Here is a 14,708-nt window from a genome sequence, read left to right on the forward strand (position 1 = left end):
GTACCGTCAGGGAAACGGGTGGGCGGGCACTCGCATGCCGCAGGTCGCATGGTGCAGCGCCTGCCGAGGCGGCGGCGTGCGGCGAACGCGGCGCCCAGAGAAAGGGTCGAGCGATTTCAGTGGATTCGAGTCATCCGGTCAGCATTTCTCTCGACTTGGCCGCTCCGGTGGGGCACAGGAGACGCGGGCGAGCGGTGCACAAGACCGGCGGCAACTGGTGGGCCTGGAGGGTCTCCGCGGCCTGGCGGCTTTATATGTGGTCCTGTTCCACTGCTGGCTGTACACCTTCCCGGGATACCCCGACAGCTCGGCGCCTCCGTGGCTGGAGGGCCTCATGTTCGGGCGCCTGGCCGTCGTCTTCTTTCTGGTGCTGTCCGGCTTCTCCCTGGCGATCTCTCCGGCCCGTCACGGCTGGCGGTCGGGCGGCGTCGGTCGGTTTCTGCGCCGTCGCGCCTGGCGCATTCTGCCTCCGTATTGGGCAGCGTTGACCATGAGTCTGATCATTTCCTGGTCAATCGTGCCGGCTTCGCACTCCGGGCCACCTACCGACATGACAATCCTGGTGTACGGCCTCGTCGCTCAGGACATGTTCACCGCCCCTACACCGAACGGCGCGTTCTGGTCGATCGGAGTGGAAGTGGAACTTTATCTCCTCTTCCCCCTTCTCCTTTTTGTTCGGCGACGCATGGGCGCGACGGTCCTGGTGGCGTGCGTGACGATTCCGGTGATCGCCCGCGGCTTGACGGCAGCGAACGCTTCTCCCGTGGAAGGCGACAACTGGCTCACTCCCCACCTCGCTCCCGTGTTCGTCGCAGGCCTGGTGGGCGCCGCGGTCGTCACCGCTTCGGACAGAGTTCAACGCCTGCCCTGGGGATGGTTCGCCGTCCTGGCCGCCCTGCCGGTCCTGGCTCTCGGCGTCGCGCAAGGTTCTGTTTGGACGGTGAAACACTATTTCTGGATAGATCTCGCCATCGCTCCTGCCATGTCGATGCTGCTCGCCGCGGTCGCCACCGGCAGACCCGCCCTCCTTGTGCGACTCCTGACCGCGCGCCCCCTTCAAAGCCTCGGCAGCTTCTCATACAGCCTTTACCTGATCCATCTCCCCATCGTCATGACAGTGATTCGCCGCGTAGCGCCCCTCTTTTTCTCACCAGGCCTGCCCGTGTTCTGGTTCACGCTTGTAGTGGCCCTGCCGACCTCGGTATTCGGGGCATGGCTCTTCGCCAAGATCTTTGAGCTGCCCTTCAAGCGGAACAGGTCATGGAGCAGGGTCTTTGGGAGGTCCCTGATCGAAGCCCTGCCGCGCGGTCGCCGGCGCACTGGGGCCGGCCTCCCCGGATGACGACGCCGGCCTGTACGTCTACGTCATATGCGAGGCAGACGTGAAGGAAGCCCACCCCTGCTGCCACCACCGGTAGACCTGTGCGGCGCTCAGCCGAGGCGGTCGACGGCCTCCTTGGCCTCCCTCAGGCCGGCGCCGGTCGCCTCCCGGTAGGCCTTGATCGCCTCGACGCGCCGGTCGGCGCGGACCAGGTCGCGCACCCGCTCCAGGTCCGGGTCCTGGTCCTGGTCGGGCACGCCGAGGTGGGAGAGGAGCACGTCGAGCCTGCGCTCGACGCGGGCGATGCGGCGGTCGACGCGCGAGAGGCGGGTCTCCAGCGCGGCACAGCCCGCGACCAGGAGTCCGACGACGACCAGTAGGCCCATAGTGTCCATGCGGTGATCGTATGGATGGAGGAACCGGTTCCGGCTCAACTGCAGCTCAGAAAAAGGCGGTTCGGGAGCCGGGGAGCGGCGGCAGGAAGGCCGGGGAACGGCGGCGCGGACGTCGGATCAGTCGCGGTCGAACCTCTTCCGCTGCGTGATCACCTCGTGCGCCACGTCGAGGGCGGTACGGCCGCGGGCGAAGGCGTGGGCGCGCAGCCGGGCCAGCGCCTCGTCCGCGTCGATCCCGAGCTGGGCCATGATCATTCCGATGGCCTGCTGGACCTCGTCGTGGTCGGCGGCCAGAGCGCTCAGCCAGGACGTCTCCTCCTCGTCGTCCCCGGCGTGCGGCAGGGCCATGAGGGCGAGGGTCATGACGCCGGCCACGAGGTGCGCGGTGCGCAGTTCGGGCGGGCTCAGCACCCGGGGCTCGGCGCTGTACAGGTCGAGGGTGCCCACGCACACCGCGTCGTTGCCCAGCGGGAAGGAGTACACCGCCTGCACCCCGGCCTCCGCCGCCTGCTGGGCGAACACCGGCCAGCGCCGCGCCTCCGGGCCGTCCGCCAGGTCGGTGGCGAGCACCGGGGCGCCGATCGCGGCGGCGTGCAGGCACGGCCCGTCGCCCAGGGTGGCCTGCACCTCGCCCAGGCGGGCGGCCGTGGCGTCGCTGGCGCCGAGCTGTACGGGCATGCCCTCGGCGCGCAGCGACACGCTCGCCCCCCGCAGCGGCAGCAGTCTGACCGCGACGCCGCACAGCCGGCGCGGCACCTCGGCCGGCGGCACGTCCCGCACCGCCTCGGCGATCACCTCGGCGGCGTCGGTCCCGCCGGATTCCGCGCCGCCCGACGGCCCGGTGCCGGAACAGGACGGGGGGTTGCCGTCCCGGCGACCGGCCCGACCGTCCTCGCCCGGGGCGCCCTCGGCGTGGTCCCTGGGCCGCACGGCCACCGCCTCCTTCGCATCGGGCGCGGATCCCGCCGCCCGCGCCCGGGCCTCCACACGTACGCGCACCTCCGCCCCCGGGCTGCGCCTGACGGCGGGGGAAGGGCCTGTCGACTACCCGCGCCGGGCGGGGGAAAACCGGCGTCGTGGACCAACTCCCGCCGCTTCCGCCACCGTCGGGCGAGGACGGCGGCCCGTTCGCGCACCGGCGCGGGGAGGGCGCCGGGTCCGCGGGCGGCGTGGGGAGGGCATCAGGTCCGCGGGCGGTGCGGGGAGGGCGCCGGGTCCGCGGGCGGCGTGGGAAGGGCACCGGGTCCGCGGGCGGCGCGGGAAGGGCGCCGGGTCCGCGGGCGGCGCGGGAAGGGGCGGGGCTCGTGGGCGGCCCGGCGCCGGGTGCCCGCCGTCGTCGTACCGGATCCGGCCACTGACTGTGGATTTCTGGGGTGGGCTTCACAGTGTGCGTCCGGGTCGCTACCTTCTGATATGACGCAGGCCACGAGACGGCACCGCGGTCGCCCCTGGCGGCTCCGTACCCGTGGCCGCTCGTGTGACCGACCCGGACCGGCTCACCCCCCACCCGTACCTCCGGCCCCTCCCGCAACCGAGTCCTCGACCAGCCTCCCGGTCCGCCGTCTCCCGAGCCCGTCCCCTGCCCCGCGCCGCCGACCGGGGCGTCTCCCGCCGTCCCGAGCGGGGTTCGGGGACTCCCCGAGGGTCCACGACGCAAGCCGTGCGCCCTCTGGCGGGTGGCCGCCGCCCCGTCAGCCGGACGGCGGCCGCCCGCCTCGATCCGCGGTCCCGATCCGCGGTCCCGATCCGCGGTCCCGATCCGCGGTCCCGATCCGCGGTCCCGATCCGCGGTCCCGATCCGCGGTCCCGATCCGCGGTCCCGATCCGCGGTCCCGATCCGCGGTCCCCGCCCACCGGGCCGGTCCGCCCGGTCGGCCCACCGGACCAGCCCGCCGCCCCGGCCCACTGCCCCGGCCCACCGGACCAGCCCGCCGCCCAAGGCGACCGGTGACCGGTGACCGGTGGCCGCACCGGCCCCGTTCGGTGCTTCTCGCGGTCACAGCAGGGGCTGGACGGTCACAGCAGGGGCTGGGCGGGTGCCGGTCCGAGGGTCGTCGTCCCCGGGGCCGTACGGTGGCCCAGTCCCGTGCGGTAGGCGTCCAGGGCGGCCTCCACCCGGCCGGTGCGGCGCAGCAGGTCGCCCAGGAGGCGGCACAGGTCGGCGAGGTCGCCGGCGGCACCGGCCCGCTCCAGGAGGCTGAGGGCGCGCACGTAGTGCTCCTCGGCGGCCTCGGTGTCGCCGGCGTCCTCGGCGATGATGCCGAGCAGGCGGTGGGCGGCGGCCGCGTGCACGGCGCCGCGCTCGGAGGACAGCTCGCCGAGCACCTCGCGCAGCAGCCGGGAGGCCTCCTCCGACCTGCCCCGTCGGTGCAGGACATCGGCGAGTTCGACGGTGACCTGGCTGCTGTAGAGGGCGGCCCGCCGCTCGGCCAGCATGGTCAGCGCCTGGCGCAGCTCGCTCTCCGCGCGCTCCAGTTCGCCGTTCTGGGCGCAGACGTAGCCGCGCATCCAGTGGCAGTTGGCGAGTTCGGTCCGCAGTTGCAGGGTGCGGTACAGCTCGGCCGCCTTGGCCAGCGAGGCGTCGGCCTCGGCGATCCGGCCCTCGGCGAGCAGGGTGCGGGCGACGGAGCGGTGCATGCGGGCGACCAGGGCCGGGTCGCCCGCCTGCGGAGCGAGGGCGAGCGCGAACTCGGCGGCCTGGGCGGCGCGGGCGTGCGCGCCCATGTCCATGTAGGGGCCGATGATGCCGGCGTAGAGCAGCAGCAGCGCGTCGGGGTCGTGCAGGCCGCTGCGGTTGAGCTCGTCGATGGCCGTCTCCAGCAGGTAGACGGCGTAACGGAGTTCACCGGCGAGGTAGTGGGTGACGGCCCGGCCGCGCAGGGCGGGGACGCGGGCGGGCAGCGGGGCGCCGGCGAGGAGCCGCTCGGCCTCCTCGAACCGCTCCCGTGCCGCCCGCAGCTCGCCGGTCTCCACGGCGCACTCCCCGAGCCCGAGCAGCGCCGCCGCCCGTTCCTCGGTCAGCCCGTGCCGTTCGGCCTCGTCGAGCAGCTCCGCGTACTGCCCGGCCGCCTCCTGCGCGCGGCCGGTGGCCAGCGTGCGCCGCGCCTCGGTGAGCCGCAGCCGCAGCGCGGTGGCCAGGCGGGCCGGGCGGCCCGTCGCCAGCTCCTCGAAGTCGACGCCGAGCCGCTCGGCGAGGTGGCGCAGCGCGTCGTCGGAGGGCCGCACCCGGCCCGCCTCCAGCGTGGAGATGTACGCCGAGGTGTACGACGGCTCCGCCAACTGCCGCTGCGTCAGCCCGCGTTCGCGGCGCAACCGCTGCACCCGGCGGCCGATGACCTCCGGCTCGTCCCGCTCCACCATGTCGGCCAACCCCTCAACTCCCCCAGGCCCCCTTGCCGTTGGGTCGTGAGAGAGCCTAGGTTAAGCGGCATGTTAAACAGGGCGTTAAGCCGGTTTAATGCACTTCTCGTGACCAGCGCTTGACACCGGCCAGGCGCCGCCTTTTCCACCGCTGTTTCCACTGCTCTTTCCGCCGCCCGTTTCGCCGCCGTTGCGAGGTCGCCGTGCCCGGACGCACATCAGCGCGTTACGTCAGGGGGTTCGCCGCAGCCGTGATCGCCACCGCCACCCTGGTCCTGGCCGCCAACGCGGGGCCGGCGAAGGCGGCGGACCACCCGCCGGCCCCGCGGGTCGCGCACCAGGCGGTGCGGACGGCGGACTGATCCTCCTAATCCTCCGGCCGCTCCGACCGCTCCGGCTCCTTCGGCTGCTCCGGCTGCTCCGGCCAGCCGCCGTAGGGGACGGTGATCAGTTCCAGGGCGTGGCCCGAGGGGTCGAGGAAGTACACGCCGCGGCCGCCGTCGTTGCGGTTGATGGTGCCGGGCTGCTGCCGGTACGGGTCGGCCCAGTGCTCGAGGCCGCGCTCCCGGATGCGGGCGTAGGCGGCGTCGAAGACGTCGTCGGAGACGAGGAAGGCGTAGTGCTGGGTGGCGATGTGCTCCTCGGGTGCGGTGGCGAAGTCCAGGGTGACTCCGTTGGCGAGCCGGACCGCGACGAACGGCCCCCACTCACCGGCGATCTCCAGATCCAGCAGCTCGGCCAGGAACTCGGCGGACTCCCGGTTGTCGCGGGAGGCGACGATCGTGTGGTTGAGCTCGACGCGGGAACGGGCGAACTCGTGGGGCTTTCGCTGCTCTTGGGGCTCTTGATGCCTTTGATGCTCTTGTGGCTCTTGCAGCTCTTGGGACTTCTGGAACTCTGCGGACAAGGAATGCCTCCGGGGGCATCTCCCGGCACCTCCATGCCTCACCCGGCCGGTGACCGGCACGCGATGCCGTACGCCAGCCCAACGATCTCCCCGTGCCACGTCACCGCCGCTTTCCGGCCGCGCGAAGGGGGGCGGTCCCGTGCCTCCCCGGCCCTCTTTCCGGCCTCCTCACCGGCGCGTTCCTTCCCCGGTGCCTTCCCCGGCGCGGCTCCTTCCTGTTCCCGCCACGCTGTCACGCCCGCGTCGTCTGCAGGGACTGCTTCTCCAGCCGCTTCTCCAGCAGCGCCAGCCGTCGCCGCACGTCCTCCAGGGCGCCCGCCCGGCGGCCCGGCACCCGGAGCCGCAACTCGCTCAGGACCGAGCCGAGTTCGCGTATCGGGGCGGGGGCGGTGATACGGCTCCACTGGTGGTGGGCGCGGTCGACGGCCGTCTCGACCGCCGGCGCGTCGGGCGCCTGGCCGGCGGCGAGCCGGGCGGCGGCCACCGCGAGCCAGGCGCGGCAGCTGCGCACCGGGTCCCCGGCGAGCATCGCGAGATCGGCGCGGACCTCCGCCCAGTGCAGGGCGTCCTCGGAGGCGGGCCCGTGCGCGGCCGCCGCGGCGCGTTCCCACTGGGCGGCGAGCAGGTCGGCGTCGGTGTGCCGCCCGGCCTCGACGGCGGCGGTGATCGCGGCGTGCGGGTCGGCCGGGGGCGCGGCCGGCGCGGTGAGCACCAGGCCGGGGCCGGGCGCCTCGGCGGCGATCCGCGCCAGGGCCTGCTGGTGCAGCTGATCCAGCGGCGGCCGCCACCCGCTGCGCAGGATGGTCGCCACGGCCCGCAGGTACGTCGGCCCGGCCACCGTGCGGCGCCCCGGCGGCGGCGCGACCCGGCCGTAGACGGCGGTCGTGCGCCCGCAGTCGAGCGGGTGGACGCGCAGCTCCTCCCAGGTCTCGGCGTCCGTGTGCAGGTCGACGACGAGGGCCGTCGTGCCGGCCGGCCGCAGCCGCAGCTCCTCGCGGAACCAGTGCCAGGGCACGCCGGTGTAGCGGACCGTGGCGGGCGTGGTGCGGGCCAGCGCCAGATGCGGCAGCCGCTGGCGGCGGTCGAGGTGAAGCTGCCCGGCGACGAACACGGTGAGCGGGCCGGGTGCCGCCGCGGCGGCCCGCAGCCGGGTCAGCACGGCCTGCGGCTCCAGCGGGTCGGCGAGTTCGACGACCGTCGCGGTGTCCGTCCCGGCCAGTACGGCGGGCGGCACGGCCGCGAGGACGGGCAGCACGGACGCGGCGTCCACCAGACGCCCCCTGCCCACGGGCGCCGCCGCGAGCAGCAGCACGGTACCGGGCACCGTCCCCCCTTCCTGCTTGCCTCCTGGCCGATCGCTTACGGCAGCACGGTAACCGCTGCCGCCGCGCACGCGGGCGCCGGAGCCGTGAACATCCCTCCACGGTGGCGCGTCCGCGGACGGCGGCGCGACCGGTCGGTGCGGCGGGCAGGGGTGGCCGATGGGGCGGGTCGGGGTCGCCGGCGCGGCAGGTCGAGATCGCCGACACGGTAGGTCGAGGTCGCCGGCGCGGCAGGTGCGGTGCCTTCCGCGCGCCCCCACGAAACACGCACTCGCGGACTTTCCGCGGACTTCCTCCCGCCCACTTGCCACACGCCCCGTGCCGGTGTGCCCTGGAAGGCGGAGGCGAGGAGAGAGGAGAGCTGTCATGGCTCACGCCGCACCCGCGTCCCGCAGGCCCCGCCTGCCCCGCGGGGAATCCCGGGCGTCCGGCTTCCGCGACACGTCCGCACACCTGATGGCGAGGTGGGCGCCACCCGTCGCCGCCGGGCTTGTCTACGGCTACTGGGCCGCGGCCAACCGGCGCTCCGGCGGCCCGATCACCGGCTGGAACGTGCTGTTCGGCTTCGTCACCGCCGTCGTCTTCGTGGCGCTCTACGCGGCCGTACGGGCTCTCGCCCCGCGCCTGAAGCGCGAGCCGCGCGCCCTGCTGTGGTTCGCCTTCACCGGGGTCGCGTTCGGCTTCCTCTACAACCAGAGCGGCCACACCGTCCTGCGCACGGTGGCCATGGCACTGGCCGTCGCCGCGTTCGTCGGCCTGGCGCTGTTCTACTGGTACTACACGCACGAGGACGCGGAGGGCCACCGCATCGGCTGACGGTCCGCCCGGCACCGCGGCCCTCTGTCCTCGCGGCCCCCGGCACCGCAGCCCCCTGCCCTCGCGGTCCCCGGCCTTGAGGTCACCTGCCCTCGCGGTCCCCTGATCCGCCCGGCACCGCGGTCCCCCGGCCCCCCGACCCACCGGCCCGCGGTCCACCCGAGCGCTCCCCGGCTCCACCCGACCGGAGTTGCCCGGCTGGCGCGTCCGGCCCCCGGGTCCTTGCCTGGAGGCGTGTCCCCCGCGTCCCGTCCGCCCAGCCCGCCCGGCCCGCCCGGCCCGCCCGCACGGCGGCGCCGACGCCACCGTCTGCGCGGCGTCCTGTCGGCCGCCCTGATCGCCCTGTCCTGCCTCCTCGTGCCGTTCGGCACGCTCGCGGCCTGGGCGCGGTACGGGCTGGCCGACACCGGCCGGTACGTCGCCACGATGGCGCCGCTGGCCGGAGACCCGGACGTGCGCGACGCCGTCGCGGACACGGTGGGCGCGGGCATCCTGCGGGAGATCGACGCCCGCGCGGACCTCGTGTCCGGACCGCGGCGGCGGGCGGTGGCCCCGTTCGTCCACGCCGCGGTGCGTTCCTTCACCGCCACCGACGCCTTCCGCGCCGCGTGGGACGCCGGCAACCGGGCCGCCCACGACGCCGTCCTGCACGCGCTGCGCGACGAGGGCGCCGGCACCGTGACCGTCGACCTCGCGCCGGTCACCGCCCAGGTCAAGGACCGCCTCACCGAGGACCACATACCGCTGGCCGCCCGCATCCCGGTCGAGCACACCCGTATCACGCTGCTCCCCGGCGAGGACGTGGCCCGCCTCAGAAAGGTTTTCCACGTGCTGGAAGTCGCCGGTTTCTGGCTGCCCGTCGCGGCCACCGCCTTCGCCGCCGCCGGCATCACGCTCGCCGCCTGCCGCCGCCGCGCCCTCATCGCCACCGCGCTGGGCACCGCCCTCGGCGGCGCCCTGCTGACCGGCGCCCTCGCCGTGGGCCGCCGCCTCTCCCTGGACGGCCTGCCCGCGGAGATCCCCGCCCCCGCGGCGGCCGCCGCCTACGACGCCCTCACCGCCACCGTGCGCACCGTCTCCTGGGTCCTGCTCGCCCTCGGCCTGACGGTCGCCCTCACCTCCTGGCTCGTCCCCCTCCTGCGCCGCCACCGCGCCACCGCGTCGCCGCCCGCCTCCGCCCCGGCCCCGGCCCCGCAACCGTCCCGCGCCCGGGCCTGAACCACCCGGGAGCCCGGGAGAGACCCACCCGCCTGAACCACCCGGGAGCCCGGGAGAGACCCACCCGCCTGAACCACCCGGAAGCCCAGGAGAGCGGGAACACCGCGCCTCCCCGTCCGGCCCGGGCCCGTCCCTCGCCGCCGCGGTCCCCGTAGAACCACCGTCGATCTCCATGCGCCCGACGACGCCCCCGCCGCGCTCCGCTCCCGGCGAGCGGCGGCACGGGCGCCGGAGCGCACGCCTGGCGGACGTCGCTGCGGCAGGCGTGCGGCACCGCCCACCCCCACCGGCGGACGGTCGCGGCGGGCGGCTCCCACGGGTCGGTGATCCTCAGCCGGTTCCCCCTGCGGGGCACGTACACGCTCCCCGGCACGAGGGGCATGCCCGGCGCGGCGGCCGACGTGCACGGGCGGGCCGTACACGGCTGCACCTTGCCCACCCGATGCCCCCGCTGCCGGGCCAGGTCGGCCTGTGGCGCCGTGAGCCGGACCGGCTGCGCGCCTTCGCCGCCGCGCACCACGCCACACCCACCGTCCCGGCCGACGACCTCAACCCCTCCCAGGACAACGCCGCCTTCCGCCGCGTCCTCACCGTCGGCCTGCGCGACGCCGCCCTGCTCGCGGGCCCCGCCCGTACCCCGACCTGCCCCGCCCGCACCACACCGCTCTTCGGCGCCCGGATCGACCACGTACTGCTCAGCCGCGACTTCACGGCGGCCGACGCCCGTTTCCCGCGCCTGGCCGGCACGAACCACCGGGCGCCGGTCGTGGACGTGACGCTGTCCACACGACGCCGACCGGCCCACGCGGAGGCGGTGTTGACACCGGGCGGCGTCCGCCCCTCGGCCCATGCCTTGCCCCGCCCCACGAGGCCGCTAACCTTACGTGTCCGTCCTGGCCAGGGATCGACGGCTTCACCTGATGCGAAAGGGTGCGCACATGGGCCTTCTCACTCGCCTGCGGAACGCTTTCGGCCGCTCGCGCAAGCGACGCGCCACCGAGGCGGACAGCGTCGCGCCGGAGCCACAGCACATCCCCGCACAGGAGACGGCACCGGTGCAGGAGACGGTGCCGGAGCCGACGCCCACCGAGCCGGCGTCCACCGAGCCGGCACCGGTCGCGGAGGTACGGAAGCCGGCGCCCGTGACCGAGGAGCGCACGCCCCGCGCTCCGTCGGCCGGGGAGGAGCACGAGCTCGTCGCCGCCGCCTTCGACAAGGTGGCGGTCTCGAAGCCGACCCGCCCCTCGACGCCGGAACCGGAACCGGAGACGGAGGCGAAGCCGGAGCCCGCGCCGGAGACGAAGGAGCCCGCGCCGGAGACGAAGCCGTCGGTGGAGGCAGCGCCAGCCGAGGAAGCCAAGGCTGAAGAGCCCAAGGTCGAGGAGCCGGAGCCCGAGCAGCCCACGGCCGAAGAACCCAAGCCCGAGCAGCCGACCGCCGAAGAACCGACGGCCGAGCAGCCCACGGCCGAGGAACCGGAAGCCCAGGAACCGACCGCCGAAGAGCCGAAGGCCGAAGAGCCGAAGGCTGAGGAACCGAAGACCGAGCAGCCCACGGCCGAGGAACCGGCGGCTCAGGAACCCACCGCCGAACAACCCAAGCCCGAAGAGCCGACGGTTGAGGAACCGAAGACCGAGGAACCTACGGCCAAGGAGTCGGCGGCCGAGGAGCCCAAGCCCGTCGAGGAGCCCAAGCCCGAGGAACCGGCCGCCGAAGAACCGACCGCCGAGGAACCGACCGCCGAGCAGCCCCCGTCCGACGAGTCCAAGCCCGAGGACGAGGAGTCGAGCCCCCGGCCCGAGTCCTCCGCTCCCGCGTCCGCCCGCACGCAGACCCCCGCCGTCACCCTCGCCCGCGTCAAGAACCGTGCCCCCGGCCTGGCCACCGCCTACCGGGCGGCCGGCGCCGCCCTGAAGAAGTACGGGCTGACCGGTGCCCGCGCCACCGTCCACCTGGTCCTGGACCGCTCGGCGTCGATGCGTCCGTACTACAAGGACGGCTCCGCGCAGGCCCTCGGCGAGCAGGCGCTCGCCCTCGCCGCGCACCTGGACCCGGAGGCGAAGGTCCACGTCACGTTCTTCTCCACGGAGGTGGACGGCACCGGCGAACTGACCCTCGCCGACCACGAGAACAAAATCGACGAGCTGCACGCGTCCCTGGGCCGCATGGGCCGTACCAGCTACCACGCGGCCGTGGCGGCCGTACTCGACGAGCAGCGCAGGACCGCGCCCGGCTCGCCCGCCCTGGTGATCTTCCAGACGGACGGCGCCCCGGACGCCAAGACCCCGGCGACCCAGGCCCTCACCGACGCGGCGCGCGAGCACCCGGAGGTCTTCTTCTCCTTCGTGGCCTTCGGCGAGCACGACAACAAGGCGTTCGACTACCTGCGCAAGCTGAAGACGGACAACGCGTCGTTCTTCCACGCGGGTCCCACCCCGCGCGAGCTGACCGACAAGGAGGTCTACGAGGGCGTCCTGGCCGCCTGGCGCCCCGCCGGCGCCTGACCCGGCGGACCCGGCGCCTGACCCGGCGGCGGCTCCCGACGGTGGCTCCCGGCGGCGCCCCCACCGCCGCTTCCACCCCGCGAAACGCATGTGAGTCGATCTTCACCGGGCCAGTAGGATTCCAGCATGGCGGCCACTGGATCCGAGAAGCAGCAGGGTGGCAAGGCGTTCTACGTCACCACCCCCATCTACTACGTCAACGACGCTCCTCACCTGGGCCACGCCTACACGACCGTCGCAGGGGACGTGCTCACGCGCTGGCACCGCCAGCGCGGTGAGAAGGTGTGGTACCTCACCGGCACGGACGAGCACGGTCAGAAGATCATGCGCACCGCCGAGGCCAACGGGGTCACCCCCCAGGAGTGGTGCGACAAACTCGTCACCGAGTCCTGGCGCCCCCTCTGGGAGCACCTGGAGATCGCCAACGACGACTTCATCCGCACCACGCAGCAGCGGCACACCGACCGCGTCCAGGAGTTCGTGCAGGACCTGTACGACAAGGGCGAGATCTACAAGGGCGGCTACGAGGGCCCGTACTGCGTGGGCTGCGAGGAGTACAAGCTCCCCGGCGAGCTGCTGGACGGCGAGGGCGAGTTCGCCGGGCAGAAGCTGTGCCCGGTCCACAAGAAGCCGGTGGAGATCCTCAGCGAGGAGAACTACTTCTTCAAGCTGAGCGAGTACACCGACAAGCTGCTCGCCCACTACGAGGCCAACCCGGACTTCATCCAGCCGGAGTCGGCGCGCAACGAGGTCGTGAACTTCGTCCGGCAGGGCCTGCAGGACCTGTCCATCTCCCGCTCGACCTTCGACTGGGGCATCCCGATCCCGTGGGACCCCCAGCACGTGATCTACGTCTGGGTGGACGCGCTGCTGAACTACGCCACGGCGGTCGGCTACAACGAGAATCCGGAGAAGTTCGAGGCGACCTTCCCGGCCGACGTGCACCTCGTCGGCAAGGACATCCTCCGCTTCCACGCGGTGATCTGGCCGGCGATGCTGATGGCGCAGGGCCTGCCGCTGCCGAAGAAGATCGCCGCGAACGGCTGGCTGATGGTCGGCGGCGAGAAGATGAGCAAGTCCAACCTGACCGGCATCAAGCCGCAGGACCTCACTTCGCACTTCGGTGTGGACGCCTACCGCTGGTACTTCCTGCGCGCGATCGCCTTCGGGCAGGACGGCTCCTTCTCCTGGGAGGACTTCTCCGCCCGCTACACCAGCGAGCTCGCCAACGACTACGGCAACCTCGCCTCCCGCGTGGCGGCCATGGTCGGCAAGTACTTCGGCGGCACCCTGCCGCAGGCCACGGCGGCCGGCGAGGCGGAGAAGGCGATCCAGGAGGGCCTGGCCAAGACCGTCGCGGAGGCGGACCGCCGCATCGGCGACGAGCTGGACTTCCAGGGCGGCATCCTCGCCGTCTTCGACTTCATCAAGCAGGTCAACGGCTACCTCACCGAGCAGGAGCCGTGGAAGGTCGCCAAGGACGACTCCGAGGAGGGCCGCGCCCGCCTGGCGACCATCCTCTACACGGCCGCCGAGTCCCTGCGCGCCGTGGCCGTCCTGCTCAACCCGGTGATGCCGGAGACCTCCCAGAAGCTCTGGGACTCCCTCGGCGCCGAGGCCGCCCTCGGCGCCCTGGCCGACCAGCGCGTCCAGGACGCCGCCGACTGGGGCCGCCTCCCGGCCGGCTCGACGATCACCAAGGGCGCGGTTCTCTTCCCGCGCCTGGAGGAGAAGCCGAACGCGTAGCGGCCACGGCCGCCCACGACGAGGCCCGCGACACACCCCCTCAAGGGGCACCCCTCAAGGGGCAGGTCGCGGGCCTCGCCCGTCCCCGACACCCCGCCCCGGCGCCCTTCCCGACACCCGCCCCAGCGCCCGTCCCGGCCGTCCTCGGTGGCCGCCCCAGCCCTGCCCACAGCGCCCATCCCAGCACCCGCCCCTGCCGTACCGCCCGTACGGCGTGGCCACCGCCGGTTCCCGCCGTTCCCGCCGCTCGGCGTCGCATGGCGGAGTGGGTCCCCGTCAGCCGTCCCCTCCCCCTGGCCGTCCGTGAACCTCCCCGGCACCGACCACCCCCACCCCGACACCCATCCCCACCTCCGGCTCCTCGCCGATCTCCTCGCCGCGCCTCCGCCGCCCGTCCTGGCGCTGGCCGGCGGCTACGCGCTCCAGGCGCACGGCCTCGTCGAGCGCCCGCACGCCGACGTCGACGTCGCCACCCCGGGCCCGGAACCGATGGCGTGGGCCGCCTCGGCCGTGCGGGCGGCGCTGGAGGCCCGTGGCCGCGAGGTCCGTTCCGGGCCCGTGACACCCCTGTCCGCGCAGCTCACGGTCACCGATCCGCCGACCGGCGAGCCCTGCCGGCTCACGCTGCACCGGGAGGTCTTCCAGCAGCCGCCGGTGGCGACGCCGTACGGCCCCGCGCTCTGCTTGGAGGACGCGGTCGGCACGAAGATCCGCGCCCTGTACGACCGCGGCGCCACCGTCGATCTGATCGACGCCCGCGCCGCCGCCTCCCGCTTCTCCCTCCCCGACCTGGAGCGGCTGGGCCGCCGCCACGCCCACGACCCCTTCGACCTGCCCACCCTCCAGTCCCGCCTGACCGGCACGGACTTCTACCCGGACGCCGACTTCCGCGCCCACGGCCTGGACGACGAGGAGATCGCCGTCCTGCGCGCCTGGGCGCAGCACTGGTCCGACGACATCGCCGAGCGCCTCCTGGAGGACGGCGCGTCCCCCGACACCGAGCCCGATCCGGGCACCGGCACGTGAGCGGCACCCCGCCGCTCCGACGGCGGCGAAAGGGCCGGTGCATCCCGCTCGCTCGTGCGGAGACGGAGACGGAGACGGAAGCGGAGGCGGGGA

At 74.0% G+C, this 14,708-nt stretch carries 11 protein-coding genes and 1 pseudogene; 7 read left to right on the forward strand and 5 right to left on the reverse strand.

The annotated features are described in order from the left end of the window. Positions 1–256 precede the first annotated feature (256 nt). Positions 257–1,342 (forward strand): acyltransferase family protein, encoded by a 1,086-nt coding sequence (locus IE225_RS09965; protein ID WP_229879371.1) that lies wholly within the window; start codon positions 257–259, stop codon positions 1,340–1,342. Positions 1,343–1,431: 89 nt separating this feature from the next. On the opposite strand, the gene IE225_RS09970 is transcribed toward IE225_RS09965, so the two are convergent. The 5 genes from IE225_RS09970 to IE225_RS09990 all read right to left on the reverse strand — a co-directional run bounded on the left by IE225_RS09970 (position 1,432) and on the right by IE225_RS09990 (position 7,307). Continuing rightward, on the reverse strand, positions 1,432–1,716 hold the full coding sequence (locus tag IE225_RS09970; protein ID WP_190057027.1) for a hypothetical protein: 285 nt from the start codon (positions 1,714–1,716) through the stop codon (positions 1,432–1,434). Between the two features lie 117 nt (positions 1,717–1,833). Then, the gene (locus IE225_RS09975) at positions 1,834–2,646 is read right to left on the reverse strand and encodes a GAF and ANTAR domain-containing protein (protein WP_373303155.1); all 813 of its coding nucleotides are present in this window, start codon (positions 2,644–2,646) and stop codon (positions 1,834–1,836) included. A 1,086-nt stretch (positions 2,647–3,732) separates the two neighbouring features. After that, positions 3,733–5,076 (reverse strand): helix-turn-helix domain-containing protein, encoded by a 1,344-nt coding sequence (locus IE225_RS09980; RefSeq protein WP_190057122.1) that lies wholly within the window; start codon positions 5,074–5,076, stop codon positions 3,733–3,735. Positions 5,077–5,443: 367 nt separating this feature from the next. Further along, positions 5,444–5,857, reverse strand: a complete 414-nt coding sequence (locus IE225_RS09985) for a VOC family protein (RefSeq protein ID WP_229879402.1) — start codon at positions 5,855–5,857, stop codon at positions 5,444–5,446. Positions 5,858–6,215: 358 nt separating this feature from the next. After that, positions 6,216–7,307: a hypothetical protein gene (locus IE225_RS09990; protein ID WP_190057028.1), complete on the reverse strand. Its 1,092-nt coding sequence runs from the start codon at positions 7,305–7,307 to the stop codon at positions 6,216–6,218. A 364-nt stretch (positions 7,308–7,671) separates the two neighbouring features. Here IE225_RS09990 and IE225_RS09995 point away from each other — a divergent pair, with 364 nt between their 5' ends. The 6 genes and pseudogenes from IE225_RS09995 (at position 7,672) to IE225_RS10015 (ending at position 14,615) form a co-directional block, all read left to right on the forward strand. After that, positions 7,672–8,121, forward strand: coding sequence for a hypothetical protein (locus IE225_RS09995; protein ID WP_229879373.1), 450 nt, complete (start codon positions 7,672–7,674; stop codon positions 8,119–8,121). 309 nt (positions 8,122–8,430) lie between these two features. Further along, on the forward strand, positions 8,431–9,339 hold the full coding sequence (locus tag IE225_RS10000; RefSeq protein WP_190057125.1) for a hypothetical protein: 909 nt from the start codon (positions 8,431–8,433) through the stop codon (positions 9,337–9,339). A gap of 251 nt (positions 9,340–9,590) precedes the next feature. Beyond that, positions 9,591–10,132 (forward strand): annotated as a pseudogene (locus tag IE225_RS33030) (endonuclease/exonuclease/phosphatase family protein); the annotation flags it as partial. Between the two features lie 145 nt (positions 10,133–10,277). Beyond that, positions 10,278–11,843 (forward strand): VWA domain-containing protein, encoded by a 1,566-nt coding sequence (locus tag IE225_RS10005; protein ID WP_190057029.1) that lies wholly within the window; start codon positions 10,278–10,280, stop codon positions 11,841–11,843. Positions 11,844–11,969: 126 nt separating this feature from the next. Then, positions 11,970–13,589 (forward strand): methionine--tRNA ligase, encoded by a 1,620-nt coding sequence (gene metG / locus IE225_RS10010; RefSeq protein ID WP_190057030.1) that lies wholly within the window; start codon positions 11,970–11,972, stop codon positions 13,587–13,589. A 303-nt stretch (positions 13,590–13,892) separates the two neighbouring features. Then, complete coding sequence (locus tag IE225_RS10015; protein WP_190057031.1) at positions 13,893–14,615, forward strand: hypothetical protein; 723 nt, start codon at positions 13,893–13,895, stop codon at positions 14,613–14,615. Positions 14,616–14,708: the final 93 nt, after the last annotated feature.

The organism is Streptomyces echinoruber (genome assembly GCF_014651135.1).
In the GTDB taxonomy this organism is placed as follows: domain Bacteria; phylum Actinomycetota; class Actinomycetes; order Streptomycetales; family Streptomycetaceae; genus Streptomyces; species Streptomyces echinoruber.

Coding starts and splice junctions, on each gene's coding strand:
- IE225_RS09970 (WP_190057027.1), bottom strand. CDS start 1,716: ATGGACACTATGGGCCTACTGGTCGTCGTCGGACTCCTGGTCGCGGGC.
- IE225_RS09980 (WP_190057122.1), bottom strand. CDS start 5,076: ATGGTGGAGCGGGACGAGCCGGAGGTCATCGGCCGCCGGGTGCAGCGG.
- IE225_RS09995 (WP_229879373.1), top strand. CDS start 7,672: ATGGCTCACGCCGCACCCGCGTCCCGCAGGCCCCGCCTGCCCCGCGGG.
- IE225_RS10005 (WP_190057029.1), top strand. CDS start 10,278: ATGGGCCTTCTCACTCGCCTGCGGAACGCTTTCGGCCGCTCGCGCAAG.
- metG (WP_190057030.1), top strand. CDS start 11,970: ATGGCGGCCACTGGATCCGAGAAGCAGCAGGGTGGCAAGGCGTTCTAC.